Below are 26,956 nucleotides of genomic sequence, written 5' to 3' on the forward strand. Positions count from 1 at the left end.
AGGTGCGTGGTGGCGGTGCCGGAAGCGGTGGCCGGGCTGGCGGCGATCCCTGGTGTCCGCACTGCCGCACAGCTTGCGGAGCTGAGTCTGGAGTCCTCGGCGTCCGCTGGCTCCCTGCCGCTGGCCCCGGCGCTCGCCGAGCTGGCGCCGGGCGGGTTGCGGCGCGGCAGTTCGGTATCGGTGGCGGGCTCGACCGCGCTGGTCTTCGCGCTGCTTGCCGAGGCGACGCGGGAAGGATCCTGGGCAGTGATCGCCGGTATGCCGGACGTGGGCGTGGCAGCTGCCGCCGAGCTAGGTGTCGAGCTGGAGCGGCTCGCGCTCGTGCCTGATCCGGGAGCGGAGGTCGCCGCGGTGCTGTCGGCGCTGATCGACGGGTTCGACCTGGTCGTGCTCGGCCGGGCTGTCGCCCGCGGCATGTCGCCGCAGCTGGCGCGCCGGCTGATGGGCCGGGTTCGCAACCGCGGTGCAGTGCTGCTTGCTGCCGGTCCGCTGCCCGGCGCGGATCTCGAGCTGCGTGTGTCGAAACGTCGGTGGCGCGGTATAGACGACGACGGTTTCGGCCACCTGGAATTCCGTGACGTCATCGCGACCAGCTGCGGCCGTGGCGCCGCGGCTCGCTCGCGCAACGTTCCGCTGAGACTCCCGGATGGCGGTGGTGCTGTCACCAGCGTTGTGGAGGCGTCCGCCAGCAGGTGCCTCAGCGAGGTCGCCGGATGATCGACCACACCGGCGGGGCCGTCCGGTCGGGGATGCGTGGCGAGTTCGGGAGCCTGATTCCGGTCCGGCCGTCGACCGGCAACCTCGTCGCCTGCTTGCGCGGCCATCGGCTCGACCTGGACCTCTACGACAAGCTGAAGCCCTACAGCCACCGCTACCGACTGCACGGCACCCTCTGCGAGGTCTGCCGCGCACAGGAAGGCTGCGATCCCGGGGCCCGGCGCCTCGCCGAGTGGGCGCACCTCGACGTCACGGTTCAGCACGAGCCCGGCGCAGCCTCTGGCGACGGGCTCGTCCTGGTCGCTCACGCACCGGTTGCGGGAACGCGGGCAGGTCGGATCGAACTCCATCTCGACGGCACCGAAGTCGGTGCGGTGACCGCCAGCCCGTGCATGAGCTGCCGAGCGGCCACTCTCGACTACGTCCACGTCGCGGCCGACTATCGGCGCCTCGGCTTCGGCCGCACGCTCGTGGCGGCAGCGGTGGCCCGTGCCCCCTCGTACCGGTGGACGGCGCCGCTGCCAGACGGCCCGGTCGCCAAGTCGTTCCGTGCCCGGATCGCCATGCGGCGCACCGGCCCACCTTGCCACCACCCGCCACGGGTGAGATCAGAGGTCGAGCCGGTAATGGGCCCATGATCGGGCGGCCGCGGTGAGAGCTGGGCGGTGGGACAGCGGCTGGTGGCGTTCGAGGTACTCCCAGATGCCCCAGATCGCGACCGCGAACGCAGTCTTGGTTTCGGCGGGGGTCCGCCGCCAGGGCGGCAGCTGTTCCGCCCAGGTCTCCGCAGCCGCGGAAGCGTGGCCGGCCTCGATGAGGCGGGTGATGAGGAACGCCGGATCGACTGCCGGATTGGCGTTTCGCGACCAGGCCCAGTCGACGATCTGCACCTTTCCGTCGTTGCTCAGCATGTTCAAAGCGTGCAGATCGGTATGAGCAAGTGTGCTGCCCGCGACGCGCTCGGCCGCTGTGGTCTCCCAGCTCGTCAGCTCGTCGATGTGGTCTTGGGCCCACGGATCGAGATCGTCGGGACCATCCTTGGCGAGACGGCGCCAGGCAGCCAGTCTCGCCCACTGGTCCGCCAGGGACGGCGCGTCGACGGACACCGTACTCAGCCCAGCTGCCATCGCCGTGACGACATCTCGCACCGGGGCCAGGTCGACGGACCCTGGGGAGAGGTCGACGTGGTGGCCGGGAGAGTGTTCGAAGCCGAGCAGAAGCCAGCCGTCAGCCTCGGCGCGCCACAGCAGGCGAGGAGCGACCTCGGCCGGGAGGAACGGGTTGACCGCGGCTTCGTGGCGGTGCATGTGGCCGCGCTTGCCGTCCGCGTCGGCGATGCCCTTGCAGAAGATTGTGCCTGTCTCGGTGTGCAGGGTGGCGGAGAAGTCGGAGTTGCGGCCTGCGTCGGGAAGTGCGGCGTCGTGTACGCGGCCGGTTTCTTGCACGATCGCGGCTTGCACCGCGACGGGCAAGGCTTCCCAGGTGCTGCGCGGCATCGCCGTCCGTCCTCTTAGGCCGCGACCGGCGGCGGGTCTTCGTGGCAGCCATTGTGACAGCCCGTGCAGCCTCCGAGCGCGGTACGTGGCCACAGTGCGTCGTCGAGGCAGAAGCCGAGCCGCCGCATTGCCGTGGTCGTCCGGGTGAAGACGGCCGCGCGTGGCTCCCCGGCGTTCTCGCCGTCGGTGGGCACGTGGTGGAGGAACCTGCCAGCGACCCGGTCGCAGAAGGCGGCGTACTCGTGGGTGTCGAGGATGAAGGTGTGCCAGCCGATGTCGACGAGCTCGCTCGGAGCGAGCGCTTCGGCAGGGCCCCGACAGGCTGACGGCAGCTGAGGCCGAGTGGTGTGTCGAGGATGTCGGCATCGGATTCGTCCTCCATCGTGTAAGGCGCGACGCTGCTGACGGGGGATAGGTTTCTCTGTTACGACACGCCCTTGACGCCGAGCGGTCGTGGTTCGGTAATCGAACGGGAACCGCAGTTCGCATGCGTGCTTGTGTCCGTCCGGCCGCACACCGGGCCACGATGAGTGGCCTGCTGGCCGAGCCAGTGAGGGGCGTCTCGTAACCGGTGCCGGGCTGGCTGGACCGGTATTTGATCATGTTGTTTGGTGGAGGTAATCACGGCGTCGCGCCCGGAGTGGACTGCCCGTTCACAGGGGCTGCAGTCGACTCAGTTCCGCAGGCTGGTGCGGCTGGGTCGCGAAGCGAGGGGAGACGAGATTGCGGACGGTCGCCCGGGTCGGCTGTGGGCGTTGCCACTGGCCGACCAGGTGCTGCTGGTGGCGACCTATTGGCAGACGAACCTGACGATGCGCCAGATCGGGCCGCTGTTCGGGGTGTGCAGTTCGGACTGGACTTGGTGTTGCTGCGCGCGGCCCGCGAACGGCTGCGGCCGGTCGTGATGATCGCGCTCGTCGGCGGGCTGGCGGTGTCGCCGGTGGTGATCGCGGGGGACATCGCGGGGCACGAGATGGAGCACCCGATGGCCGTGGTGATCGCCGCTGCGCCGCGGGAGCCTTGATGGCTGGTCGGCGGGGCGACCGATCCGGACCCGCCGACGACTCGCGGGCGCTCGCTTCGGCGCCGTCGCCGATGGACAGTGGGCGCAGCTCTCGAGCACGAAGGGATTACGGCCGTGCTACCGCGCGCGCGTCATCGCAGCGTCGATTGCGCCACTTGGGTGACGACGGGGTACACGGGAGTGTTGATCTTTGCGGTGAGAGTAACCCGATCGCCCGGAATCTCGACCGAATCGGATAGCGCGTGGCGACAGTGTGTCACGCCGGCTCGGGCGCTCAGAGGGGAGGCCGGCAGCCGCGGAAGTGGTCAGGAGGACGGCCGGAATGAACGCACAACACCCGTTGCTCGGAGCGCTGACGTACCGGACGCGGCACGCCGGCGGGCAGTCGCGGTGGTGGCTGCTGCCGGCTTTGCTGATCGCGGCGGCCGTCATCGCGATCGCCGACAGCCCGGGTGTGTTCGTCGTGGTCAGTGTGGCGGCCGCGGCGACCGGGGTGTTCGGCGAGCTGTGGCGACGGTGTTCGCGCGCCGCTGCACAGATCGAGGAGATACTGTCCACCGAGCTGGCTGCCGGTGAGGAGCCACCCGGAGAGAGCCGTGGCCCGGTTCAGGATGCGACGACGCGCGACCACCCGGGTGAGCCCACGTGGTGCTGCCCGGCCTGTGGGCAGTCGGCGCGACCACCCTCCCGCTGCCACCGGGGCTGGTAGGCGCTCCGGCCGACCTGCGTTGGCCGGGGCGCCTACCCCGGTCACGCGGCCTGGCCGACGGTGACGGACGTGGAAAGCCCGAGCAGGGTCCGGTACTGCGTCTCGAAAGTCGTGAGCGTGCCGTCGATGTCGTGCCGGGCGATGACGGCCCGGGATGCCTCGCCCATCCGGGCGCGTGCGTCCGGGTCGGCGGCCAGATCGGCGATCCACCGCGTGATCGTGGTGACCGCGCCTGGTTCGAACAGGTAGCCGTTTTCGTCGTGTTGGACCAGGTGGGGCAGGGCGAGCGCGTCGGCGGCGATGACCGGGAGGCCCGCGGCCATGGCCTCCATCGTGGCGAGGCTCTGCAGCTCGGCGGTCCCCGGCATGCAGAAGACGTCGGCTGCGGCGTAGCGGTGCACGAGCTCGGCGTCGGAGACGAATCCGTGGAACGTCACGCGGTCGGTGACTCCCAGCTCGGCGGCGAGGTCTTCGAGCTCGTGGCGGCGGGTGCCGTCGCCGACGAGGTCCGCGCGGACGTGGGGGAGTGGAGCCAGGGCTCGCAACAGCTGGTCGGTGTTCTTCTCCGCGTCGAGCCGCCCCACGAACAGCACCGACATCGGCCGGTCGGCCGGGCGGGCCGGGGCGGCGTAGTGGGCGAGGTCGATGCCGCAGGACACGACCTGGGCCGGCCGGTCGAGGCCGATCCCCGCGAGGACCTCGGCCGCGCGCGGGGTTGGCGTGGTGATGATGCGTGCGTCGCGGTAGACGCGCACGAGGTCGTTCCACGCCCAGCGGGCGATCGCGTCCTTGAGCCATCGGGGGAAGGGCGTGTAGCCGAGGAGGTTGTCCGGCATGAAGTGGTTGGTGGCCATGCCGGGGACGTCGCGTTCGGCGGCGGTTTCGAGGAGGGCGCGGCCGACGCCGAAGTGGGCTTGGACGTGGACGACGTCCGGGCGGACGCGGTCCAGGATCTCGCCGGCGGCCGTCCGGGCGCCGCCGGGGGTGCAGAACCGGTACTCGCCGTGGAACGGGATGGCGCGCGAGCGGAGCCGGTGGATCGTGTAGCCGTCGCGCTGCTCGGCGCGGGCCGGGCCGTCGTCGGACGGGCAGACGACGTGGACGTCGTGGCCGCGGCCGGCGAGTCCCCGGGCGAGGCGCTCGGCGAAGAACGCCGCGCCGTTGATGTTGGGCGGGAACGTGTCGGCGCCGATCAGGACGCGAAGGCCGGTCGGGTGCACGGGGTTCTCCTCGGATTTCGGTGGGACCTGCGGAACGGTACCGGCGAGCACGCGCACACCGGCGAGAGCGACGACCGCGGCGAGTGCGGCCGCGGGCTGGGGGATCTCGCCGTAGGCCAGGGCGGCCACGGCGACGGCGGTGAGGGGATCGAGCACGGTCGTCGTGCCGACGACGACGGCGGTGGGCCCGGCGGCGTAGGCGCGGTGCAGGAGCACGCCGCCGGCGCCGAGCAGCAGCAGCGCCTGCCCGTCGAGCAGAACCGCGATCGCCGGTGGCTGGGACGCCGCGGCGTGCACGACCGACGAGCCCAGTCCGAAAAGGACGGCTGCCGCGGCGGCGAGCGCGGTGCACCCTGCTCGGGCGAACCAGGCGAGCGCTGCGACGGCGAACCCGGTCACGGCAACGACTTCGGCCGTTCCCGCGCTGATGTTCGTGACGGGGCCAGCCGAGGCCGCGAGGGCGACGAACCCGGCCACGCCCGCCACGACGAGGACGACGGCGGTCACCACGCGGCGGTCGCGGGCGCGCCGCCCGAACAGGACGGTCAGGACCAGGCTGAGCACTCCGAGCGGCTGGACCACCGGGAGCGGGGCCAGGGAAAGCGCGACGACGTGCAGCACGCTGCCGCCGGTCGCCAGCCCGGTGCCGGCCCACCAGCCGGGGGAGCGCAGGAGCTGGGCCAGAGTGCGCAAGCCGGGCGTGCCCTCGACGGCGAGATCGGTCACTTCGGCGTGCTGCCGGGTCGCCGCCAGCGCGAAGAGCACGGCGGCGGCCAGAGCGCAGACGATGGCGAGAGCGGTCACCGGACACCCCGCCCGGATTCGGCCGCCACGGCTTCGGCTCGCGCCCCCACCGCCGGTTCGGCGGCGGCCGACGGGTGAACCGCGCGGGCGGCGCGCCGCAGGGCGACCGCGATCGTGGTGACGATCAGGAACTCGGCCAGCAGCGCGGCGCGTTCCAGCAAACCCGCCGGGAGCCAGGTGATCATCTGGGCCGCGCCGAACGCGGTCGCGGTAACGACGCCGGCGATCGCACCGCGCCGGAGCGTCGGGGCCGCCGTGACCCATCGGGGCTCGGCGCGCAACCGGGTGCTCAACGTCCAGGCCGCGAGCGGCAAGCTGGCGAACAGCACCGCTCCGCCGGCTCGGTGGATCCCGCCGGACACGGTGGGTTCCGCCGCGCTGACGTTGCTCCGGAAGACCAGGACCACCGTGATCCCGGCTGTCCAGAGCAGGAAGAGCGTGCTCACCAGCGGGCTGCGGGGCAACGCCGCGAGCTGTGCGGCGACCGCCAGCGTGGCCGCGGAGGCGAGCAGCAGCAGGAGGGCGACCGTGAACAGCGGCCGGCCGCCGCGGTGCCAGGCGTAGTCGCTGACCGGGTCACGCCAGGGGCTCACGTCGCCGGCGAACCCGAAGGTCAGGCCCGCGATGATCGCCTGCGCGAGCGTGGCCGTGACCAGCGTCAGTGTGGGCGCGAGCGCGGTGCGTGGAGTCACCCTTCAGACGGTGTCGCCCGTCCGTGAGAGTTCGATGAAGATCGCGCTGAGTTTCCTTAAGAAGCGGCCAGCGGGAAGACGAGGTCGAACCGGGCGCCTCCGCTGCCGGTGCGGGCGGCCGTGGCCTGCCCGCCGTGCTGGGTGACGACCTGCTCGACGATGGCCAGCCCGAGCCCGGAGCCCGGGAGTGCGCGGGCGGCGTCGGCCCGGTAGAAGCGCTCGAACACGTGGGGCAGATCCGCCTCGGGAACGCCCGGCCCTTCATCGTCGACGCGAACGCGCACCGTGCCGTCGCCGGCCGTCATGGTCACGTGCACCTTTCCCCCGGGCGGTGACCACTTGGCGGCGTTGTCGAGCACGTTGAGCACCGCCCGCTCCACGGCCGCGGGGCGCGCGAGCACGTCGGCCTCGGCCAGCTCGGCTTCGAACGAGACGTTCGGCCACCGCGACCGGGTGCGTTCGACGGCCGCGGTGACGATGTCGGCCAGCGCGAGGCGCTCCTCGGCTTCGGTCGGCCGTTCGCCGGTGGACAGGTCGACCAGCTCGCCGATCAGGGCCGTCAGCTCGACGGCCTGCGTGTCGAGGTCGGTCAGCAGCCGGGACCGGTCTTCGGCCGAGAGCTGCCGCCCGGGGTTGGCGTCGGCGTGGATCAGCAGCTCGATGTTGTTGCGCAGGCTCGTCAACGGCGTCCGCAGCTCGTGCCCGGCGTCCTCGACCAGCCGCCGCTGCTCGTCGCGGGAGCGGCTCAGCGCGCCGAGCATCGCGTTGAACGACGTCGCCAGCCGCCCGATCTCCCCGGACGCCGTGACGTCGATCGCCGCCGACAGCTCCTGCGTGCGAGCCACGTTCTCGGCGGCGGAGGTGAGGTCGTCGACCGGCTGCAGCGCCGAACGGGCGATCGCCCGGCCGACCACGGTGGCGCCGAGCACCCCGACGGCGGACACCACGAGGAGCCAGAAGCCCAGCCGGCCCAAGGCGTCCTCGACGTCTTCGGAGTCCTGGGCGACCTGGACCGTGCCCCCGTCGGACCGCGGGGCCGTCCACACACGGAACCGGCTCCCATCGCGGTGGACGTTGGTCGCCCGGCTGACGGAGAACGGCGCTTCCGGCGGCGGGGGCGGGAGTTCCGGGATCGCGCCCGCGATCCCGGTCACTGCGCCGGCGGCCGAGCTGAACTGGACGGTCAGGCCGGTGTTCCGGTCCGGCCCGGGCTTGGTGGTGGAGCGCAGGGTCGAAAGCGCTTCCTCCGGCGAAGAAGCTTTCGCGGCGAGCTGGGCGTAGGACTGCAGCCGGGCGTCGAACTGGTCGTAGAGGTCGGCCCGGGTGATGCCCCAGGAGATCGCCGACACCGTCACGACGGCGAGCGCGACCGCGGCGGCGACCAGGACGCCGAGCCGGGCTCGCAGGGACAGCGTCTTCCAGCGGGGCCGCTTCACAGCGGCTCCTCGCGCAGTACGTAGCCGACGCCGCGCACGGTGTGCAGCAGCCGGGACCCGCCGTCGGCTTCCAGTTTGCGGCGCAGGTAGCTGACGTAGACGTCGAGCCCGTTGGACGCGGCCCCGAAGTCGTAGCCCCAGACGTGCTCGAACATGACCGACCGGGTCAGCACGATCCGGGGGTGGTGCAGGAACGTTTCGAGCATCGCGAACTCGGTGCGGGTCAGGTGCAGCGGCCGGTCGCCGCGGAAGACCTCCCGGGTCGCCGGGTCGAGGGTGACGTCCGCGAATCGCAGCGCCGCGGGAGCGGGGGGTGCGGAGGGGACGTGGTATTCGGTGCGCCGCAGCAGCGCGCGCACCCGGGCCAGCAGTTCCTGCAGCGCGAACGGCTTGACGAGGTAGTCGTCGGCTCCCGCGTCGAGGCCGGCCACCCGGTCGGTCACCGCGGTCCGCGCGGTCAGCATCAGGACCGGCACCGTGTTGCCTTCCGCGCGCAGGACCCGGCATACCTCGAGGCCGCCGAGCACCGGCATCGTGACGTCGAGCAGCACGCCGTCCGGGTTCTCGTCACGGATCGCGGCGAGCCCGGCGGCTCCGTCGCCCGCGATGGAGACGGTGTAGCCCTCGAACCGCAGTGTGCGCGAGAGCGAGTTCTGCAGGGCCGTCTCGTCGTCGACGATCACCAGGTGCACCCGGCGTCCCTTCGTCCTGGGTCCGATGACACACGGTAACTGTAGTTGAGGTTTTGGCTCGGGCGCCGAACTCTCATCGAAGATTAACGTTCGCCCGCGTCCGGCGGCCCTTTCCGCGGTTAGCCTCGGGGGAAGTGATTTCCGAGCGGAAGGGGAAATGATGAGCGAGAACGCGCCGGGTACCACCGTGCCCGAGGGGATCCGCTGCTCGGATGCGGAACGTGAGCAGGTCCGGGCGGCCCTCTACGCGGCGGCCGGTGAGGGCCGCCTGACGATGGAGGAGGTCGAAGAACGCCTCGGACGCCTCGAGGAGTTCCGCTACCGGCACGAATTGGCTTCGGTGACCGCCGACCTGCCCGCGTCGGAGCCGCGCACCGCCCTGGGGTGGCGGCAGATCCTTGCGGCCGCGGGTGCGGCGCTCGCCGCCGAGGTCGCGGTGCTGCGCGGCCGGGCTCCGGAACCCACGCCCGGCCGGCGTCGGCTGCTGATCATCGTCACCGTCCTCATCGGACTCCTGATCACCGCGGCGATCGTCGTGAGTGCGGTGCACGGCTTCGGCGCGGACGGGTTCGAAGGGCACGAGGCGAACACCATCGAGCGCGGCCACGGCGGGTGATGTCCGATCCGACGATTGCGCCCGGCACCACCACGTCGATGCCTCACCGTCAGCTCGGCGAAGCGGCGCAGCGCGCGGACCAGGAGTTCACGGATCGCGCAGCCGTCGCCGACGAGCATGACGCGATGCGGCATGCGGCCGTCAGGCCCCGTCTCCCGGCGGTGACCGGTCGTGCCGGTGCGTCCGCGTGGCTCACCGTCCTTGCGTGAGTATGGAGGAGGTCCGCATGGCCGGCGGAGCGTTGTTCCTCGCCGTCTTCCTGGCGTGTGTCGTCGAAGCGGTGGAGGCCGTGACGATCGTGCTGGCGGCGGGCACCGCGCGGGACTGGCGCTCGGCGCTGACCGGCGTGGCGGCCGGACTGCTCGTCCTGGCCGCCCTGGTGGCGGCGCTCGGTCCCGCGTTGGCCGTCGTCCCCTTGGACTGGCTGCGCATCGTGGTCGGCGGCCTCCTGCTGATCTTCGGCCTGCAGTGGCTGCGCAAGGCGGTGCTGCGCGCCAGCGGCCACAAGGCGGTGCATGACGAGGCCGCGATCTTCCGGGCCGAGCTCACCACCGCACAGGCTGCCGGCACGGGATCCCGCGGGGTGACCCGGGACTGGTACGCGTTCACCCTCTCCTTCAAGGGCGTGCTGCTGGAAGGGCTCGAGGTCGCGTTCATCGTGCTGACCTTCGGCGCCAACCAGCACCAGGTGCCCCTTGCCGCGCTCGCGGCCGCGGCCGCGGTCCTGCTGGTGATCGCCGCCGCGCTCGCCGTCCGCGCACCGCTGGCGCGGGTGCCCGAAAACACCCTCAAGTTCGCGGTCGGGATCCTGCTCGCTTCGTTCGGGATCTTCTGGGGTGCGGAGGGCGCAGGGGCGCACTGGCCGGGCGAAGACGCGGCGCTGCTGGTGATCATTCCCGCGGTGGCGACGTATGCGCTGGTCTTGGTCGCGTTCTTGCGCCGCGCCGGGCAGTCCCGTGATTCGGTGCTGCCGGTACGCACCGTGGAGGGCGACCTGTGACGACCCGTGCACGGCTCCGTGCTTTCGGGGCGTTCTGGTACGACTTCGTCGTGGGCGACGATTGGCGCGCCGCATTCGCGGTGGTGCTCGCGCTCGGAGTCACCTTCGTGCTGGGCCGGCTGTCGGTGAACGCGTGGTGGGTCCTGCCCGCCGCGGTGGCCGTGGTTCTACCGTGGAGCCTGTGGCGGGCCGTGCGCAGGCGCTGAGTCCGGCGGGATCGTCGCCCGGGGCACCTGACAAGAGCCACCAGTCGTTCATTGCGGCGTGGCCGCGGTGTCTCGTGGAGTTCAGCCGAGCGGCAGAGAGTCCTGCGGTACCCACACGCAGGGAGACGCCGTGAAAGCACGCCGACCGTCTGTCCTCTTCGTCTCCGCCTTGCTGGCGTCCCTCGCCATCGGCATCCCGGCCGGCACCGCGACCGCGTCGGACCAGGACGGCGAACACGAGCACGGGAACAGCTTCAGCTTCGCCGTGATCGGCGACATCCCGTACGGCGCGGCCCAGATCGCCGGCTTCCCGAAAGTGGTGCAGCAGATCAACGACGACCGGCAGGTCCGGCTCGTTGCCCACCTCGGCGACATCAAAGACGGCTCCTCGGTGTGCAGCGACGAGTACTTCGCCCAGGTGAAGGCCCAGTTCGACCAGTTCGCCGACCCGCTCGTCTACACCATCGGCGACAACGAATGGACGGACTGTCACCGGCCCAGCAACGGTGGCTACGACCCGCTCGAGCGCCTGGCGAGGATCCGCTCGGTCTTCTTCCCCTGGCCCGGGTACACCCTCGGCATGCAGCCGGCGAAGGTGACTTCCCAGGCGGCGCAGGGGATCCCCGAGGACGTCCGGTTCAGCCGCGCCGGCGTGGCGTTCGCCGCGCTGCACATCGTGGGCAGCAACAACAGCCTCGCCCCGTGGACCGGGAAGACCGGCCCCACGCCGGAGCAGAGCGCGGAAGTGCTCGGCCGGACCGCGGCCGTCATCCAGAACATCCACGACACGTTCACCCAGGCGCGCGAGGACCACGACAAGGCGGTCGTCCTGCTAACCCAGGCCGACATGTTCGACCCGACCGTGGCCGGCGCGTCCTTCGCGGACTACTTCGCCTTCCAGCCGATCGTCCAGGCGATCGCCCGGGAATCGGCGGGCTTCCGCGGGCCGGTGTACCTGTTCAACGGCGACAGCCACGTCTACAACGACGACCAGCCGCTGGCGGCCGGATCCCGGTGGCTGTCGTTCTACGGGGTGGGCGAGTCGGTGGGCAACCTGACCCGGGTCACGATCGATGGCTCCACCAAGGTGAACAACTACCTGCGGGTCACCATCGATCCGAGGAACCGCGCCGGTCTCAGTTGGACGCGGGTGCCCTTCACCCCCTGACGCGGCGAGTTGCCCGGTCGCTGCACCTGGCGCACAGCCGGCCCGGGGACGTGGCTCGAGCCTCCGCGGCGCGACCCGTCCCGTGGCTGGTCCGGGATGGACAGCGTGAAGCTGGCTCCGGCGCCGGGTGAACTGACCACCGAGACCTTCCCACCCCGGGCTTCGACCGCAGCGCGGACGATGGCCAGCCCCAGACCGCTCCCGCCGTGCGAGTCGCCGTGCCGGGTCGACCACGTTTGCTCGAAGACGTGGGCGAGGTCCTCTTGAGCGATACCGCGGCCGGTGTCGGACACCTCGATCCGGAAGCCGGGCGGGGCGCACCAGGCCCGGACGGTGATCGCGTCGCCGTTGCGGGTGAAGGCGATGGCGTTCTCGAGCAGGCTGTCCATCGCCGCTTGGAGCCGCTCGGCGTTGGCGGATACGATCCCGACCCCCGTTTCGAGGGACCAGCGTCGTTCGGCCACCGGCATCCAGCGGCGGACGAGCCGATCGAGGAAGGCGTCGAGGTCCAGTTCGGTGGCGCCGAGCGGGGTATCGAGCCGCATGAGCGTGGTGAGGCCGCCGGTGAGCCGGTCGAGCTTGCCCAGTTCGTCGAGCACGATCCCGGCGTCCTCGCCGGTCTGCTGGTCTTCGTGCGCCGCGCGGATCAGCTCGACGTAGCCGCGCGCGACCGTGATCGACGTGCGCAGCTCGTGGGAGCCCAGCCGGACGAACAGGTCCTGAGTCTCGGCGCGCTTGCGCTCGCCGGGCTCGTCACGACGCTCAGCCTCCACGGCCGCCACCGCGATCCCGGCCGAACGCGGCCCGCGGTCCGGACCGAGATGATGGCATTGGCCGGCGTTCTGGTGGCCACGGCGGGGCTGGTGTCGACCCATCAGGCGAGCGGGCCGCAATGGCGCCCGCCCGAGCCAGTGGCCACGCAGAACTCGCTGACGGCCGACGACCTGGTCGGCACCGTCGACGTGCGGCCGAACCTGCCGGGCCGCAACTTCGTCACGGTGAGCCTTTTCGACACCCGGCGTCCGGCACCCGCGCCGATCCAGGCCGTGGAAGTGCTCCTGCGAGGTCCGGGCGGGGCGGTGGCGAGCCGCACGGCGAGCCCGGCCGGACCGAGCTCCTACCTGCTGGCGACCGACGACCTCGCGACCGGTGGCCCGTGGACGATCACCGTGACGGCGGTGCGGCCCGGCCTCGTCCCGGCGACGGCGACCCTCGACTGGACTGTCCCGCCTGCCGCGGTTTTCGCCCGGCAGCCCGTGTACTCCTGGTCGCCGCTGACCGCCTACACCGGGTGGCTCGCGATCGCGGCGCTCTTGCTGGGTGGGGCGGCGTTGGGGTTGGTCGTATCTCGGACGCGACGGACTCGTGAGCGTGAAAGCGTGTCGGTGGCGGTGGTATCGCGCTCGTGACGGAAGGCAAACGGACAGCCAACCGGCGGGGCGGTTCGCCTCGCCGGTAAGGCTGGTCGCTACTGTTCGGCGCGCCCCCGATTCCGCCGGTAGCGAAGGAAAAGACTGTTGAGCGTGATCGACATCGGTCAGTCCGTCATCCTGGGAGTCGTCGAAGGGCTGACCGAGTTCCTGCCGGTCTCCTCGACCGGGCACCTGAAGATCGCCGAGGGATTCCTCGGCATCCCGGTGGACGACCAGGCGGTGGTGGGCTTCACCGCGGTGATCCAGGTCGGCGCCATCGCGGCGGTATTGGTGTATTTCTTCCGGGACATCATCCGGTTCGCCGCGGCGTGGGGCCGCGGGCTGGTGCGGCCGGAAGCACGGCAGGAGCACGACTACAAGTTCGCGTGGTGGGTCATCTTCGCCACGGTGCCGATCGTCGTGGCTGGCCTGCTGTTCCAGCCGCTGATCAAGGGACCACTGGCTTCCCTGTGGGTGGTCGCCGGCTCGCTGATCGCCGGGAGCGCTGTCATGCGGGCCGCCGACCGGTTCGGCACGGGCGAGCGCCGGGAGTCGGAGACGACGCTGCCGGACGCGATGCTGGTCGGTTCGTCGCAGATCCTCGCCCTCCTGTTCCCGGGTTTCTCCCGGTCCGGAGCCACCATTTCCACCGGGCTGCTGCGTGGGCTGGACCGCGTCGCGGCGACGCGGCTGTCGTTTTTCCTGTCCATTCCCGCGCTGACCGGCGCCGGTGTGTACGAGCTGAAGGACGCGGTCGGTGGCGGGGTGGACGTACTGCCGTTGCTCGTCGGAACGGTGGTCTCGTTCGTCGTCGCCTACGCGTCCATCGCGTGGCTGCTGAAGTTCGTGGCGGGGCACACTTTCACGGCTTTTGTGATCTACCGGGTCGTCGTCGGTATCGCGCTGCTGGGCCTGCTGGTCACCGGCGTCCTCAATCCCTGACCTGAACGGCCGCCCGGCCGGGGACGAACCCCGGCCGGGCGGACGCTACCGGGGGAGAACCTCGGTGCCTTCGATGCGCACGGCTTGCAGCGCGTCCGGCCGCAGGCCCAGCAGGCTCAGGATCGTCGGCGCGATCTGCGTGGTGCCGACGGGGGTGGTGACCGCGTGGGGGCGGCCGGTTCCGGCGATCACCAGCGGGACGTCGCGATCGTCGGCCGCGGCACCGCCGTGTTCGGCAATCTTCTTGGTGCCGCCGGTGTAGACGACGCCGTACCGCGCGATGCCGACGAGGTCGGGCACCCGCGGGTCGCCGGGCCGGGCGTGGAAGTAGCGGGCGGCGTCATCGCCCGAGTAGGCCCGGTCGAGTCCGGAGTGGGCGAACGGCTTCGGCGCCCCGGAGATGTCGTTCCCGAGCCCGGACCGGGCCAGCAGGTAGTTCTCGGCGAACGTCGTCGCGGCGGCGGACCGATCGGTCAGCCACAGCAGCATGGCGTCGTCGTCGGTGGCCTGGGCCACGAGGTCGGCCGCGCCGGGGTGGGCGGTGCGCCAGGCCGCGTTGAGACCGTCGAGCAGGGCGCCGTCGTCGATCCTCGTCAGGGCGGCCGGGTCGGTCGGCGACTGGCCGTGCTTGGCCGAGAGGACGATGGTCGTGCTCCGGTCGAGGTGACGGCGCTTCAGTTCGGCGGTGATGGCACCGAGCTGCTGGTCGACGAAGTCCAGCGCCGAGCTCAGAACCGGACCCGGGCCACCGTTTCCGGGCAGGTAGCCACCGGTCCGGCCACCGGAGAGCGGCAGTTTCTCCGCTGTCGAAACGGACTGGAAGTTGAGTCCGAAGATGGCCGGCGTGCCCACCCGGTGGGTGCCGCTGTGGTCGTAGCCGCCGATCTCGTTGAGCACCGCGCGGACCTTGTAGGAGTCGTAGCGCTGGGTCGCGGCGTTGTCGGTGGTCCAGTCGCCGGTAGTGCCGGGGACCAGGCTGTTGATCTCCGGGGTGAACAGGTCCTGCACGCCGGCGCCCGTCGGCCCGTCGAGGATTTCGTACGCGGGGTGCTTGTCGGCCCACGCGGTGCGCAGGCCGGCTTGGCGGGCGACCTCGAAGACCGTGTTGACCTGGAGGTACTGATGGGGGTAGACGGGCGTGCAGGTCCGCGGATCCACGGGCAGCCGGGCCGGGTCGAGCAGCGATTGCGGTGCAACGGTCATGGCGAGGACGTTGCCGGGCAGGCCGGGCAGACCCTGGCCCGCGTCGATGGCGTTCTTCGTGCGGTCGAGGTCTTCGGTGTAGTTCACCGCCGTTCCGGGCCGTGCGCCGGCGCAGGAGGTCGTGCCGGCCGGGAGGAGAGCACGGTTGTAGGTCACGTCGTAGTAGACCCCGGTCGTCGCCGGCCCACCGCCGGTGACCTGGGCGAGCAGTCCGGGAAAGGAGTCCGACGGCACGGGAGTGCGGGCGTGGGTGTATTCGGTGCCGTGGCCGAGAAGGCCGGCCAGCGTCGAGCCCGGGTGGGTTGCGGTGTAGCGGTCGAGGTCCGACTGGTGCATGCCGTCCACCGAGATGAGCAGGACGTGGGCGGAGCGATCACCGGCGGACGCGGCCGGCGCGGTCAAGGCGGCGGTGGCCGCCGCGACCACGGCCAGCGCGGCGGTTCTCGATCGAGTACTCGGCACGGATCTCTCCTTCGGCTACGGGCGGCCCGTGCGGGCGCCGAAGGCATTCCAAGCCGGGCACGCGGCGGCCAGGACACACCGAAAAGAATTCCGGATGAACGCTGCGACGCGTTCGCCGCAGAACGCACAACCAGGACGAGCCGGACGTTACCCGGAAGGGTGAACCATAAGACGGCCGAGTCCATTTAACCGTCCTTTTGCTCTCGTGCAAGTGATCACTAATGCGGTTGCCCCTAGCGTGGCAAGCCGTGACGGGACCTCGCGCCCGTTGCCGGGAGTCCCCCCGCTCGGCAACGGTGCTTCGCGGGGTCCCGTCACGCCTCACCGGCACGTGCCCGCCCGCCCGTTCCGCCGCCGCGGTGGACGGACCAGGAAAGAGTCCATGACCTCACAACGTGTTCTTCGACCGCATCGCCAGCTGCTCAACAAAGTGCCGGAAATCACGGTCTATTTCTGGATCGTCAAGGTGCTCTGCACGACGGTCGGCGAATCGGCGGCCGACTTCCTCAACGTCAACCTGAACCTCGGCTTGACCGGCGTCTCCGTCATCACCGGCGTCCTGCTGGCCGTGACACTGGCCGTCCAGTTCGCAACGAAGCGCTACGTGCCGGGCGTCTACTGGCTGACGGTGGCGCTCGTGAGCGTCTTCGGCACGTTGGTCACCGACAACCTCACGGACGCCGCAGGCGTGCCGCTCGAGACGAGCACCCTGCTCTTCGGCGTTCTCCTCGCGGTGACCTTCCTGGCGTGGTTCGGCACCGAGAAGACCTTGTCCATCCATTCCATCGTCACCTGGCGCCGGGAGGCGTTCTACTGGCTGGCGATCCTGTTCACCTTCGCGCTCGGCACGGCGACCGGCGACCTCATGGCCGAGGTGCTGGGCCTGGGCTACCTCGCAACGGGTGCCATCGTGGCCGCCTTGATCGCCCTGCTCGCCATCGGGTGGCGGCTCGGGCTCCACCCGGTGCTGGCCTTCTGGTGCATCTACGTCCTGACCCGGCCGCTCGGCGCGTCGCTCGGCGACTACCTCGCACAGCCGCCGGATGCGGGCGGCCTCGGTCTGGGGACGACCATCACCAGCGTGATCTTCGCGGCGGCCATCCTCGGTACGGTTCTCTATCTGTCGGTCGTGAAGCCGGATATCACGCCGGCCGCGCCGGCCAGTGCTTCGCGGGAGCGAGGTGGCCTGTGGCAGACCGTGGTGGTGGTTGCGCTGGTGCTGATCGCCGGAGGCACCGGCTACAGCGTGCGGAAGTCCGCGCTGCAGGACTCCGCGCCATCCGTGCCGGTGGCCGTACCGAACGCGAGTGGTGGCGGCCCCGTCGCTCACGTCACGCCGCTGGGTGACCTCTCGGCCTTCCGGAAGATCACCCAGGACACGCTCGACCTGCTCAACGCCGGGGACCAGGCGGGCGCGACGAACCGGGTCGACGACCTCGAGAGCCAGTGGGACCAGGCCGAGGCCCGGCTGAAGCCCAAGGACCGAGCCACGTGGACCGAAGTCGACGGCAAAATCGACAAGGTGCTGCGCGAACTGCGGGCCACCAGCCCCCAGCCTGCCGACGAGAAGGCGGCTCTCACGGCCCTGCTCGGCTCGCTCGGATGAGTCCCGGCTCCTCGGGTCGCCTGCAGCTCTTCTACAATCGTGTAGAAGAGCTGCACAGGTGTCGGAGCAGTGCGGAAGTCACCGTCGGAAGGTGGTCGCGGGCGTGAACCCACTGAGTGCGACGTCGTGGTTGTCCAGTCTGGGCACGGCCGGGGTGTTCCTGGTCCTGTTCGCCGAGACCGGGTTGCTGGTCGGCTTCTTCCTGCCCGGTGACTCCCTGCTGTTCACCGCCGGGCTGTTCTGCACCACCAGTGCCTCGGCTCCGGTGCACCTGTCGTTGCCGCTCGTACTGGTGGCCTCGGTAGCCGGCGCGATTTCGGGGGCGCAGGTGGGGTTCGTGCTCGGTCGCCGGGGTGGCCGGGCGCTGCTGGGGAAGATCGGCAATCCCCACCTGCACCGGGGTGTCGAGCGCGCCGAGGAGCTCTTCTCCCGGTACGGCCACGCGAAGGCCATCGTTCTCGCCCGGTTCGTGCCGGTGGTGCGGACGGTGCTGAACCCGCTCGCGGGCATCCTCGACGTGCCCGCGCGGACCTTCCTGGTGTGGCAGGTGCTCGGCGGCCTGCTCTGGTCGGTCGGGGTCACGCTCGCCGGCTACGTGCTCGGCGCCAGCATTCCGGGAATCGACCAGTACCTCCTGCCGATCATCGCGGTCGTCGTGGTGGTCTCGCTGATCCCCCTGGCGCTGGAACTCCGGCGCGGTCGCAAGCGCCCGTCCGACGACCCGGACCACCGGCTTTGACCATGCTCTGACTTTCCGCATCCCTTGGACCGATCTCGATCTCGTTGCGGTGGGATATGACCCGGACAGCGAACCTGCCGGCTGCGCCGGCCTTGATCCGCCGCCTGCGGCGGATCAAGAGGACGCTCCTCGTCTTCGCTGTCCTGCTGCTGTATCCGGCGGTCACCTATGTCCAGGCGCTCACCGACCCCGGTGCCGCCACGTTCCCGGCGCGGACGGCCGACTGGGCTCGTGAAATGGGCGCGGGTCCGGTCGTGAACGCGCTCGAGAACTCGGTGGTACACCAGGCATCCACCCGCCGACAACCCGCCCGGTGCGAACGCGCTGCCGAAGCCCGCGCCGCCGACGGACGGCGACACGGCGAACGCACCGGCCCCTTTGCCGGTCTCGCCGGACGCCTTGCCCGGAGAGGGCGTCTGGGCCCCGGAGGCGCGGATGTCCGGCGGGCAGGCCGCCGACTACACGGCCTTTGTGCGGCCGGACCGGGCCCACACGAGCGTGGTCGCCGGGATGGTGGCGTTCGACCAGAACTGGGTCCGTACATCGTTGATCGCCGGAACCAGGGAACCCGGCGGTCCGGAATGGCCCGAACACGCGCGAGTCCCCGATTCCCTGCGAGCCGCACTGATCGCGACGTTCAACTCGGGCTTCAAATTCCGGGACACCGACGGCGGCTTCTTCGTCGACGGCCGTTACGGAAAGCCGTTGAAGGACGGCATGGCGTCGCTGGTGATCGATCGTTCGGGAGTGGCCACCGTCGGTGTGGGGCCGTGACGTCCGCCCGGGGCCGCAGGTGGCCGCGGTCCGGCAGAACCTCGAGCTGATCGTCGACGGCGGTGTTCCGGTGCCCGGCCTCGCGGCCAACTCCGTGGGGCAATGGGGAAGTGCGGGAACCAGTTCCAGTTCACCTGGCGCTCGGGAATCGGGACCGATGCCCACGGCAGGTTGATCTATGTGGCCGGTAGCCAGCTCACGTTGACGGCCTTGGCCGGCGCCATGGCGTCCGCGGGCGTGGTCCGGGGGATGGAGCTGGACATCCACAGTGGCAGGGTCGACTGCACCCTGTTCCGTCCCGGTCTCAAGGGGGCGTCGCCCAACATGCTGCTGCCGTCCATGCTGTCCCCGCCTGACCGCTATCTCACCCCTGACCAGCGTGACTTCTTCGCCGTCACGCTCCGGGCCGTCGCGGGAGCGATTTCTGCCCCGGGCTGAGGTGGCGGCGTCGGCGGGAGGGTGAGGTCGGCGAGCCGGCCGACGCGGAGTCCGTACCGCCGGCAGTCGTCGAGGATCTTCGGCACCGCGGCCAGGGTGGCCCGCCACGCGCCGTTGCCGGTGGTGACGTCGCTGTCGTGGAGCAGGATCGTGCCCCCACGCCCGAGCCGCCGCATGACCCTGCGGTGAACGGACTCCGGGGTGCAGCCTTCGGTCCAGTCGAAGCCCCAAGTGCTCCAGAGCACCGGCGTGAGGTCCAGCGATCGCGCCGACGCCACGGATGCGGCGCTGAAGACGCCGTAGGGCGGCCGGAACCACCGCGGCCGGATCCCGGTGAGGGATTCGACGAGCGCACGCGTGTCCAGGAGTTCGCCGTGGGTGCGCCAGGGGGACTTGCGCAGCAGGCATTGGTGGTCCCAGCCGTGGACGCCGATCTCATGGCCGGCCTCGGCGATCGCCCGGGTCAGCTGCGGTGCCCGGAGAACCTCGGTACCGAGCAGGAAAAAGGTGGCTTTCACGCCGTGGCGCTCCAGCAACCGGAGGAAGTGCGGGGTCGACGCGGCCGAGGGCCCGTCGTCGAAGGTCAGGGCGACCTCGCCGTCCGCCGCGAGGCCGGCCAGCCGGGGCAGGAGAACTCGTCGGGGCCCGGGCAGGAACGTCGCGGCCGGTGCGGCGTGCGCCACCGCCGCCAGGGCAGCGAGGGTGAGAGCTGCCTTCACACGATCTCCAAGAGTTTCTCCAGCAGCGGGACGGGGTCGCCGGCCGGGAGCGCGGCGACTGCGGTCGGTCGGTCAGCCGCCAGCGCGGACGCCAGGCCGGCCGCCGACCGGATCCAGGGAACCACGCCGATCCGGTCGAGCACGTCGGCGTTGGCCCGGCCGTGGCCGGGCAGGCAGCGATAGGTCACCACGGGCAGCCCGGCGGCGAGCGCTTCGGATGTGGTCAGGCCACCGGCGTTTTGGACGACGGCGTCGACGGCGTGCAGGAGGCGGGGCATGTCCTCGACCCAGCCGAACACGTGGCGATGCCCGGCGGCGAGGAGTTGGTCGCGCAGGGCGGTGTTCCGCCCGCAGACCACGACCGGGACCGCGACGCCCGACGCCGCGACGTCGCAGGCTGTCTCGGCCAGCTGCCCGACGCCCCACGACCCGGCGACGACGAGCGCCAGCCGACCGGTCGGGGGCAGGCCGAACTGCTGCCGGGCGCGGGCTCGCTCGGACGTCGTGGCCGGCCGGAACCGGGCTCGGACCAGCGGCGCGGCGACGTCGACCTGCCGGGCGCCCCAGAGGAGCGCCTGCGTTGCGGCGTCCTGGTTCGGGGCGAGGTGCAGGTCGGCGATGCCGCTGACGCAGAGCCGGTGCACCGAGGGATCGGTCAGGTACACCGCCAGCGGTGCTGTCAGGGCGCCCCGCGCACGCAGCGCGCCCAGTGCGTGGGTGGCCAGGGGATAGGTCGAGATCGCCAGGTCGGGGCCGTCTCCCAGGACCGCGCGCAGACGGTCGCAGGCGAGCGTCGCCGCACGCGCCGCGAGCCAGGCCGGCCCGGCGGTGCCGAGAGCCCGCAGCGTCCAGTCCCAGCTGCGCGGAGCGACCTCCAGTTGCCGGTGGTAGAGACCGCAGAGCCGCCGGCCCAACGACCGTGGCAGCAGGTCGAGGAAGTCGAGGACCTCGACGTCGTGGTGGACGAGTCGCTCGGCCAGGGCGTGGGCCGCTCCGTCGTGGCCGGCGCCGACGCGCGCCGAGACGATCACGATGCGCGTCATCATCCGGTTCCCTTCTACGACTATCCTGTAGAAGTTCTACACGTTAGTAGATTAAAGGATGATGAGAGTTTCGGCTCCGCTCCGCTGCAGACCGAGGTGCACCATGACGGAACCCGCTGAACACCGACCGGCTCCACCCGGAGAGAACAGCGCGACCATGCCGGAAGGCGTGCGCTGCTCCGACGCTGAGCGCGCCGAGACGGAAGCGGCCCTCCACATCGCCGTCGGCGAAGGACGGCTGACGATGGCGGAGGTCGAAGACCGGATAACCCGGGTCTATGCCGCCCGGTACCGCCACGAACTCGCCGCGATCACGGCGGATCTGCCGCCGGCGCCCGACGCGGTCACCGGCTGGCGACCGATCGTGTCCGCGGCAAGCCGGCAGGTGCTGGCCGACCTGTCGGCCCTGCTGGGTCGGGGTGGGACGGTCAGCGCTCGCCGGCGCCTGACGATCGCACTCGTCACCCTCGCCCTGGTACTGGCTGCGGTCGCACTCCTCGTGCTCGCACTCCACGGCATCGGCGGGGAAGGCTTCGAACACCACGAACTCGGCCGGGAGTGACGCCGGACGTGAGCCGGCCTCCGTCCTGGCGGGCAGGGCGGAGGCCGGATCGGCCGCTGGTCACTTGATCGTCTGGTTGGCCTGCTGCGCGAACTCGGTGGTGTAGGTCTTGGTCAGGTCGACGTTGTGGCCCTTGACGTTGGGGTCGAAGGACGACAGGACGTTCAGGACGGTCTGCGGCCCGCCTTGGGGCATGATTCCGTCCGGCGTGTAGATGCCCTTCTCGTCGGCCAGTGCCTTGACGTAGGCGGCGCGGCCGACGCCGGTGTAGTACTCGGCCGGCATCTGATCGGTGATCTGGTCCGGGCTGCTCTTCGCGATGAACTTCATCGTCTTGACGAAGGCGTTGACCAGCTTCTGCACCACGTCCTTGTGAGCGTCCACATAGGACTTCTGCATGTACACCGCCGACGCGGGGTAGACGCCGCCGAGGGCCTGGGTGGCGCCCGCCGCGGTGCGCATGTCGACGAGCACCTTGGCCTGGCCGGTGTTGAGCAGCGCGGAGATCGTCGGTTCGGTGGTCATGCCGCAGTCGATGGACTTGTGCTGCATGGCCGCGATGAACGTGTTGCCGGCTTCGACCGCGACCGAGTGGACGTCGGCGGCCTGCAGGCCGTTGCGCACGGCGAGGTACTTGGTGAGGAAGTTCGTCGACGAGCCGAGACCGGTGACGCCGAGGTTGCGGCCCTTCCAGTCGGCCGGGGAGTGGATCTGGCCGGCGACGTCGGTGCGGCAGAGCTCGACCTCGCCGGGCACCTGCAGCAGCTGCACGACCGATTCGGTGGCCTTGTTCTTGCCCTGCAGGTCGATGGTGTGGTCGTAGAACCCGACCACCCCGTCGACCTGGCCGGCCAGCATCGCGGTCTCGGCGTCGACGCCGGCGGGCTCGTCCGAGAGCTGGACGTCCAGCCCTTGTTCCTTGAAGTAGCCGAGGCGTTCGGCGAGCTTGGCGGGCAGGTAGATCTGCTTGTTGGCGCCGCCGACCATCAGCTTGACCGTGGTCTGCCCCTGGGCGTTGGTGGACGCGGCGGGTGCGGTCGGGGACGAGCCGCAGGCGGAGAGTACGAGAACCGCCCCCAGCGCGCCGGTGAGCAGGAGTTTGCGGGACATGGTGGAGCTCCTTTGCTTGCGCGGGTTCACAGTTCGGCACCGGCGGAGACGGCGGGCGGGCGCCAGGCGAGCAGCTTTTTCTCGAGCAGGCCGATGAAGCCCTCGGTGATCAGCGCGACGGCGGCGATGATGACCATCGCGGCGAACACGCCGTTGGGGTTGAAGCTGCCCTGTGCTTGCTGGATGAGCAGGCCGAGGCCGCGTTGCGCACCGAGGAACTCCCCGACGATGGCGCCGATCAGCGCGAAGCCGAAGCTCACGTGCATGCTGGCGATGATCCAGGTGAATGCCGAGGGCAGCACGACCTGCCGGGTGACCTGGCTGCGGGACGCGCCCAGGATCCGGGCGTTGGCCATGTAGTTGCGGTCGACTTCGCGGGTTCCCTGGTAGGCGTTGAAGAACACGGCGAAGAACACCAGGACGACGGCGAGGGCGACCTTCGAGGGGATGCCCAGGCCGAGCCAGACGAGGAAGATCGAGCCCAGCACGATCCGCGGGATCGAGTTCATGATCTTGATGTAGGGCCCGAAGATCTCCGACAGCAGCCGCACCCGGCCGAACGCGACGCCGCACGTCACGCCGAGCACGAGCCCGATGCCGAAGCCGAGGAACGCCTCTTCGAGAGTGATGCCGATCTGCTCCCACAGCGAACCGGCGTCGGTGCCGTACTGGACCCACTGCACGAGCTGGTCGACGATCGCGCTGGGCTGGCCGAAGAAGAACGGATCCAGGATGCCGACGGCGGTCGTCAGCTGCCACGCACCGAGGAAAACAACTGCCACGGAGACGCGAGCGATGTTCACCAGGATCCGGCGGCGCCGGGCCCGGACCTTGACGGTGCGGGCATCCGCGTTAGCGCGCGTGGCCGCCGGGGAAACCACCGGCACGGGGCTGGAGGCCGTCATGACGCCGCCTTGGTCGTGCGGGCGTAGGCCAGCTGCACCTCGTCGCGCAGGGACGACCAGATCTGCTGGTACAGCTCGACGAACCGCGGGTCGAAGCGGATCTCCTGGGCGGTGCGGGGACGGGGTAGATCGATGTCGTACACCGCCTTGACCGTGGCCGGACCGGCGGTCAGCACGACCACCTTGTCGGCCAGGGCGATGGCTTCTTCGAGGTCGTGGGTGACGAACACGACCGTCGGGCGGGTCAGCTGCCACAGGGCGAGCAGTTCGTCGGACATGATCGAGCGCGTCTGGACGTCCAGCGCGCTGAACGGCTCGTCCATCAGCAGGATGCCCGGCTCGTTGATCAGCGACTGGGCCAGCGCGACGCGTTTGCGCATACCCCCGGACAGTTGGTGCGGGTAGTGGTTCTCGAAGCCCGACAGCCCGACCCGGCGCAACCAGTCCCGGGCGCGCTCGCGGACTTCGTGCTTGTCACCACCGCGCCATCGAGGACCGGCGGACACGTTGCCCAGTACGGACTTCCAGGGCAGCACGGCGTCGTTCTGGAAGACGAACCCGACCTTCGGGTCGATTCCGGTCACCGGGGCGCCGTCGACCAGCACCTGGCCTTCGGTGGGCCGGTCGAGCCCGGAGATCAGCGTGAGGGTGGTCGACTTCCCGCACCCGGTCGGGCCGACCACCGCGCAGAACTCGCCGGCACCGATCTCCAGGTCGAGTTCGCGCAACGCGGTGTACATCTGTCCGGACGGCGTCGCGAACCGCTGGGTGACGGTCGCCAGCCGGATCGCCGTCGGCGTTGAGGTGTCCATGGCCCGAGGACACTAGGAACCGGCCCAGTGGCGCGGAACCGTTGTGCCGCTTTGCCGGGTTAGCCGCGTAACCGCAGGTTCTGCGCGTTCTGCCAGCCCGGATTTCCCGTCCGTTAACGCTGCATGAGGGACACTCCGGCCACTCCGTCGCCGCGGACGGAAGGAGTAGCCGTGCATCGTCCCCACACGCTGTCCTCGCTGGTCCTCGGGTACGTCCTCGCGATCCTGGTCGTGACCATGGTGCTGGGCTTCGCGCTGTACACCCAGGTGACCCGGGACCAGTTCGACCGGACCACGGAGAACGAAGCGCTGGCGGTGGCCCAGGCCGTCGCGGCGGACCCGGCCGTGCGCACGGAAATGGCCACCGGCGACCGGACCGGTGATGTGCAGCGGGTGGCCGAGCGGATGCGGCTCGCCACCGGAACGGCCTACGTCGTGGTCATCGACCGCGAAGGAATCCGGCATTCCCACCCGAATCCGGCGCTGGTCGGCCGCCGCATCGAAGAACCGGTGATCGCTCTCGACGGGAAGACCCACGTCGGCATCGATCCCGGCAGTCTCACCGATTCGGCCAACGGCAAGGCGCCGCTGACGGCGCCGGACGGCACGGTGATCGGTGAGGTGTCGGCCGGCATCCTGGAACGGAACGTCTCCCAGAGCTTCTGGACCGAAATTCCGACATTGCTGGCCTACACGGGAGCGGCGCTGCTGGCCGGAGTCGTCGTTTCCCTGGTCCTGGCCCGGCGGCTCAAACGGATGACGTTCGGGCTCGAACTGGACGAACTGGCCTCGCTCCTGCAGGAGCGGGAAGCCACGCTGCACGGCATCCGGGAGGGCGTCGTGGCGTTCGACGAGCGTGGGCGGCTCAGCATGGTCAACGACGAGGCCCGGCGGCTGCTGGGCTGGCGGCACGCGGCCATCGGTGAACCGCTCGGGGAAATCCTGCCCGAGGGCCGGTTGCGGGACGTTCTGGGCGGCGCGGTGCCCGGCATCGACCAGGTCGTCCTGACCGACGAGCACCTCCTGGTGGCCAACCGGATGCCGGTGCGGGTACGGGGACGGCACATCGGCTCGGTGGTGACGCTGCGGGATCGCACCGAACTGGAGGCGCTGCTGCGGGAACTGGACAGCGTCACCGGGTTGACCGACGCCCTGCGCGCCCAGCAGCACGAGTTCTCCAACCGCCTGCACGTGCTGTCAGTCCTCGTCGGGATGGGTGAGGCCGAGGAGGCGATGGCCTACCTCGACGAGATCTCCGCGGGCAGCACGGCGCAGGCGGAGGGACTCCGTTCGCGGATCGCGCCCGCGTCGCTCGCCGCATTGCTGCTGGCCAAGATCACCATCGCGGCCGAGCGCGACGTTCACCTGATCGTGTCGGACGATTCCCGGCTCGACGAGCCGGGGCCGGACGCCCTGTTGACCATCGTGGGCAACCTCGTGGACAACGCCCTCGACGCCGTCGCCGAGACCCCGGCGCCGCGTTCGGTCACCGTGCGGCTGACCCAGGTCAACGGGCAGATCACCATCTCCGTCACCGACAGCGGGCCCGGCGTCAGCGCCGAACTCGCTCAACGAGTGTTCGAGGACGGGTATACGACCAAGCCACCCCGCAACGGTCTTCCCCGTGGGCTCGGTCTCGCGCTCGTGCACCGCCTGGTCACGCGGCTCGGCGGCCGGATCACGGCCCGGCCGGGTCCGGGCGGCGCGTTTCTCGCCGAACTGCCGCTTCCGGCTGCGAAAGAACTGGTGGAGCACCGATGATCCGAACCCTGGTGGTGGACGACGACTACCGGATCGCCCACGTGCACGCCGCCGGTGTCGGGCGGGTGGGCGGTTTCGCCGCGGTGGGGGAGGCCCACTCGGCGGCCGAGACCCGCTCGCTCGTCCCCACGTTGGAACCCGACCTGCTGCTGCTCGACCTCTACCTGCCCGACGGGCACGGGCTCGAGCTTATGCAGTCGCTGCGGGACCGCGCACCGTGTCCCGACTTCATCGTGATCACCGCGGCCCAGGACATCGGCAGCGTGCGGCGGGCGATGCAGCTCGGCGCGGTCTACTACCTGGTGAAGCCGTTCGGGTTCGCGCAGCTGCGAGAACAGCTGGCGGCGTACCGGCAGCTGCGGGAGAGCATCGACGGCGTGGCCGTCGCCAGCCAGGAAACCGTCGACGCCCTCTACGGCATCCTGCGCGGGCCGGTCGTCCGCACGGCCGGCCGGCGTCGCCTGCCCGCCACGATGGCGCAGGTGCTCGATGAACTCCGGGGCGCGTCCGGCGAGCTGTCCGCCACCGACGTGGCCGACCGGCTCGGCGTCAGCCGGGCTACGGCGCAGCGCTATCTGGCCGACCTCGCCCGGCGCGGGCTGGTCGATCTCAGCCTGAGCCGCGGCAACACCGGACGTCCCGAGCACCGGTACCGCGCGACCGGAGGCCCGCGGCCGGGACCATGAGC

The 26,956-nt window shown here is 70.7% G+C and carries 29 protein-coding genes and 1 pseudogene; 18 read left to right on the forward strand and 12 right to left on the reverse strand.

Annotated elements, in window-relative coordinates; all coding sequences use genetic code 11:
* Window positions 1–9: 9 nt before the first annotated feature.
* Both ACLJPY_RS46665 and ACLJPY_RS46670 read left to right on the forward strand, forming a co-directional pair.
* On the forward strand, window positions 10–717 hold the full coding sequence (locus ACLJPY_RS46665) for a hypothetical protein (RefSeq protein ID WP_410597440.1): 708 nt from the start codon (window positions 10–12) through the stop codon (window positions 715–717).
* A complete protein-coding gene (locus ACLJPY_RS46670; protein WP_410597441.1) occupies window positions 714–1,355 on the forward strand; it encodes a GNAT family N-acetyltransferase in 642 nt (213 codons plus the stop codon). The genes ACLJPY_RS46665 and ACLJPY_RS46670 overlap by 4 nt, the downstream gene beginning before the upstream one ends.
* Here ACLJPY_RS46670 and ACLJPY_RS46675 read toward each other — a convergent pair.
* Window positions 1,326–2,213: a phosphotransferase family protein gene (locus ACLJPY_RS46675; protein WP_410597442.1), complete on the reverse strand. Its 888-nt coding sequence runs from the start codon at window positions 2,211–2,213 to the stop codon at window positions 1,326–1,328. The two genes, ACLJPY_RS46670 and ACLJPY_RS46675, sit on opposite strands and share 30 nt — an antisense overlap.
* A 611-nt stretch (window positions 2,214–2,824) precedes the next feature.
* Between ACLJPY_RS46675 and ACLJPY_RS46680 the strand changes: the two are divergent.
* From ACLJPY_RS46680 to ACLJPY_RS46690, 3 genes and pseudogenes are all read left to right on the forward strand, one after another.
* Window positions 2,825–3,064, forward strand: a pseudogene (locus ACLJPY_RS46680) (transposase family protein); the annotation flags it as partial.
* Window positions 3,055–3,237 (forward strand): efflux RND transporter permease subunit, encoded by a 183-nt coding sequence (locus ACLJPY_RS46685; protein ID WP_410597508.1) that lies wholly within the window; start codon window positions 3,055–3,057, stop codon window positions 3,235–3,237. The pseudogene ACLJPY_RS46680 and the gene ACLJPY_RS46685, both read left to right, overlap by 10 nt.
* A 322-nt stretch (window positions 3,238–3,559) precedes the next feature.
* Window positions 3,560–3,946 (forward strand): hypothetical protein, encoded by a 387-nt coding sequence (locus tag ACLJPY_RS46690; protein ID WP_410597443.1) that lies wholly within the window; start codon window positions 3,560–3,562, stop codon window positions 3,944–3,946.
* Window positions 3,947–3,987: 41 nt separating this feature from the next.
* Here ACLJPY_RS46690 and ACLJPY_RS46695 read toward each other — a convergent pair whose 3' ends face one another.
* From ACLJPY_RS46695 to ACLJPY_RS46710, 4 genes are read right to left on the reverse strand one after another with little or no spacing between them, the layout of a single operon-like run.
* Window positions 3,988–5,970 (reverse strand): glycosyltransferase family 4 protein, encoded by a 1,983-nt coding sequence (locus ACLJPY_RS46695; protein ID WP_410597444.1) that lies wholly within the window; start codon window positions 5,968–5,970, stop codon window positions 3,988–3,990.
* Window positions 5,967–6,662, reverse strand: coding sequence for a DUF998 domain-containing protein (locus ACLJPY_RS46700; protein WP_410597445.1), 696 nt, complete (start codon window positions 6,660–6,662; stop codon window positions 5,967–5,969). The genes ACLJPY_RS46695 and ACLJPY_RS46700 overlap by 4 nt, the downstream gene beginning before the upstream one ends.
* A 56-nt stretch (window positions 6,663–6,718) precedes the next feature.
* Window positions 6,719–8,098, reverse strand: a complete 1,380-nt coding sequence (locus ACLJPY_RS46705; RefSeq protein WP_410597446.1) for an ATP-binding protein — start codon at window positions 8,096–8,098, stop codon at window positions 6,719–6,721.
* Complete coding sequence (locus tag ACLJPY_RS46710; RefSeq protein ID WP_103352138.1) at window positions 8,095–8,790, reverse strand: response regulator transcription factor; 696 nt, start codon at window positions 8,788–8,790, stop codon at window positions 8,095–8,097. Before ACLJPY_RS46710 ends, ACLJPY_RS46705 begins: the two co-directional genes overlap by 4 nt.
* Window positions 8,791–8,950: 160 nt before the next feature.
* Here ACLJPY_RS46710 and ACLJPY_RS46715 point away from each other — a divergent pair, with 160 nt between their 5' ends.
* The 5 genes from ACLJPY_RS46715 (at window position 8,951) to ACLJPY_RS46735 (ending at window position 11,780) form a co-directional block, all read left to right on the forward strand.
* Entirely contained in the window at window positions 8,951–9,406 is a 456-nt protein-coding gene (locus ACLJPY_RS46715; protein WP_410597447.1) for a DUF1707 domain-containing protein, read from the forward strand.
* Window positions 9,406–9,615, forward strand: coding sequence for a hypothetical protein (locus ACLJPY_RS46720; protein WP_410597448.1), 210 nt, complete (start codon window positions 9,406–9,408; stop codon window positions 9,613–9,615). The genes ACLJPY_RS46715 and ACLJPY_RS46720 overlap by 1 nt, the downstream gene beginning before the upstream one ends.
* A complete protein-coding gene (locus ACLJPY_RS46725) occupies window positions 9,612–10,406 on the forward strand; it encodes a COG4280 domain-containing protein (protein ID WP_410597449.1) in 795 nt (264 codons plus the stop codon). Before ACLJPY_RS46720 ends, ACLJPY_RS46725 begins: the two co-directional genes overlap by 4 nt.
* Entirely contained in the window at window positions 10,403–10,612 is a 210-nt protein-coding gene (locus ACLJPY_RS46730; protein ID WP_410597450.1) for a hypothetical protein, read from the forward strand. The genes ACLJPY_RS46725 and ACLJPY_RS46730 overlap by 4 nt, the downstream gene beginning before the upstream one ends.
* A gap of 130 nt (window positions 10,613–10,742) precedes the next feature.
* Window positions 10,743–11,780, forward strand: a complete 1,038-nt coding sequence (locus ACLJPY_RS46735) for a metallophosphoesterase (protein ID WP_410597451.1) — start codon at window positions 10,743–10,745, stop codon at window positions 11,778–11,780.
* On the opposite strand, the gene ACLJPY_RS46740 is transcribed toward ACLJPY_RS46735, so the two are convergent.
* On the reverse strand, window positions 11,708–12,553 hold the full coding sequence (locus tag ACLJPY_RS46740) for a sensor histidine kinase (RefSeq protein WP_410597452.1): 846 nt from the start codon (window positions 12,551–12,553) through the stop codon (window positions 11,708–11,710). The two genes, ACLJPY_RS46735 and ACLJPY_RS46740, sit on opposite strands and share 73 nt — an antisense overlap.
* Before the next feature lie 57 nt (window positions 12,554–12,610).
* On the opposite strand from ACLJPY_RS46740, the gene ACLJPY_RS46745 reads away from it, so the two are divergent.
* Both ACLJPY_RS46745 and ACLJPY_RS46750 read left to right on the forward strand, forming a co-directional pair.
* A complete protein-coding gene (locus tag ACLJPY_RS46745) occupies window positions 12,611–13,189 on the forward strand; it encodes a hypothetical protein (RefSeq protein WP_410597453.1) in 579 nt (192 codons plus the stop codon).
* A gap of 114 nt (window positions 13,190–13,303) precedes the next feature.
* Entirely contained in the window at window positions 13,304–14,134 is an 831-nt protein-coding gene (locus ACLJPY_RS46750; protein WP_410597454.1) for an undecaprenyl-diphosphate phosphatase, read from the forward strand.
* Window positions 14,135–14,179: 45 nt separating this feature from the next.
* On the opposite strand, the gene ACLJPY_RS46755 is transcribed toward ACLJPY_RS46750, so the two are convergent.
* Window positions 14,180–15,763, reverse strand: a complete 1,584-nt coding sequence (locus ACLJPY_RS46755; RefSeq protein ID WP_410597507.1) for an alkaline phosphatase family protein — start codon at window positions 15,761–15,763, stop codon at window positions 14,180–14,182.
* A 367-nt stretch (window positions 15,764–16,130) separates the two neighbouring features.
* Between ACLJPY_RS46755 and ACLJPY_RS46760 the strand changes: the two genes are divergently transcribed.
* From ACLJPY_RS46760 to ACLJPY_RS46770, 3 genes are all read left to right on the forward strand, one after another.
* On the forward strand, window positions 16,131–17,405 hold the full coding sequence (locus ACLJPY_RS46760) for a hypothetical protein (protein ID WP_410597455.1): 1,275 nt from the start codon (window positions 16,131–16,133) through the stop codon (window positions 17,403–17,405).
* 103 nt (window positions 17,406–17,508) lie between these two features.
* Window positions 17,509–18,144: a DedA family protein gene (locus ACLJPY_RS46765; protein WP_410597456.1), complete on the forward strand. Its 636-nt coding sequence runs from the start codon at window positions 17,509–17,511 to the stop codon at window positions 18,142–18,144.
* A gap of 510 nt (window positions 18,145–18,654) precedes the next feature.
* The gene (locus ACLJPY_RS46770; protein WP_410597457.1) at window positions 18,655–18,918 is read left to right on the forward strand and encodes a hypothetical protein; all 264 of its coding nucleotides are present in this window, start codon (window positions 18,655–18,657) and stop codon (window positions 18,916–18,918) included.
* Between the two features lie 359 nt (window positions 18,919–19,277).
* Here the strand turns inward: ACLJPY_RS46770 and ACLJPY_RS46775 are convergent, their stop codons facing one another.
* Together ACLJPY_RS46775 and ACLJPY_RS46780 are read right to left on the reverse strand one after the other, a co-directional pair.
* Window positions 19,278–20,075, reverse strand: a complete 798-nt coding sequence (locus ACLJPY_RS46775) for a polysaccharide deacetylase family protein (protein WP_410597458.1) — start codon at window positions 20,073–20,075, stop codon at window positions 19,278–19,280.
* Window positions 20,072–21,118, reverse strand: coding sequence for an MGDG synthase family glycosyltransferase (locus tag ACLJPY_RS46780; protein ID WP_410597459.1), 1,047 nt, complete (start codon window positions 21,116–21,118; stop codon window positions 20,072–20,074). Before ACLJPY_RS46780 ends, ACLJPY_RS46775 begins: the two co-directional genes overlap by 4 nt.
* 157 nt (window positions 21,119–21,275) lie before the next feature.
* Between ACLJPY_RS46780 and ACLJPY_RS46785 the strand changes: the two genes are divergently transcribed.
* The gene (locus tag ACLJPY_RS46785; RefSeq protein WP_410597460.1) at window positions 21,276–21,680 is read left to right on the forward strand and encodes a DUF1707 domain-containing protein; all 405 of its coding nucleotides are present in this window, start codon (window positions 21,276–21,278) and stop codon (window positions 21,678–21,680) included.
* A gap of 60 nt (window positions 21,681–21,740) precedes the next feature.
* Here the strand turns inward: ACLJPY_RS46785 and ACLJPY_RS46790 are convergent, their stop codons facing one another.
* From ACLJPY_RS46790 to ACLJPY_RS46800, 3 genes are read right to left on the reverse strand one after another with little or no spacing between them, the layout of a single operon-like run.
* Window positions 21,741–22,790 carry an ABC transporter substrate-binding protein gene (locus ACLJPY_RS46790; protein ID WP_410597461.1) on the reverse strand — a complete coding sequence of 350 codons (1,050 nt, stop codon included), beginning with the start codon at window positions 22,788–22,790 and terminating at the stop codon, window positions 21,741–21,743.
* Between the two features lie 26 nt (window positions 22,791–22,816).
* Window positions 22,817–23,695, reverse strand: coding sequence for an ABC transporter permease (locus ACLJPY_RS46795; RefSeq protein WP_410597462.1), 879 nt, complete (start codon window positions 23,693–23,695; stop codon window positions 22,817–22,819).
* Window positions 23,692–24,507, reverse strand: a complete 816-nt coding sequence (locus ACLJPY_RS46800; protein WP_410597463.1) for an ABC transporter ATP-binding protein — start codon at window positions 24,505–24,507, stop codon at window positions 23,692–23,694. The genes ACLJPY_RS46795 and ACLJPY_RS46800 overlap by 4 nt, the downstream gene beginning before the upstream one ends.
* Before the next feature lie 171 nt (window positions 24,508–24,678).
* Between ACLJPY_RS46800 and ACLJPY_RS46805 the strand changes: the two genes are divergently transcribed.
* Window positions 24,679–26,268, forward strand: a complete 1,590-nt coding sequence (locus ACLJPY_RS46805) for an ATP-binding protein (protein WP_410597464.1) — start codon at window positions 24,679–24,681, stop codon at window positions 26,266–26,268.
* Window positions 26,265–26,954, forward strand: coding sequence for a response regulator (locus ACLJPY_RS46810; protein WP_410597465.1), 690 nt, complete (start codon window positions 26,265–26,267; stop codon window positions 26,952–26,954). The genes ACLJPY_RS46805 and ACLJPY_RS46810 overlap by 4 nt, the downstream gene beginning before the upstream one ends.
* Window positions 26,955–26,956 lie beyond the last annotated feature (2 nt).

Source organism: Amycolatopsis sp. lyj-23 (assembly GCF_046549135.1).
Lineage (GTDB): Bacteria > Actinomycetota > Actinomycetes > Mycobacteriales > Pseudonocardiaceae > Amycolatopsis.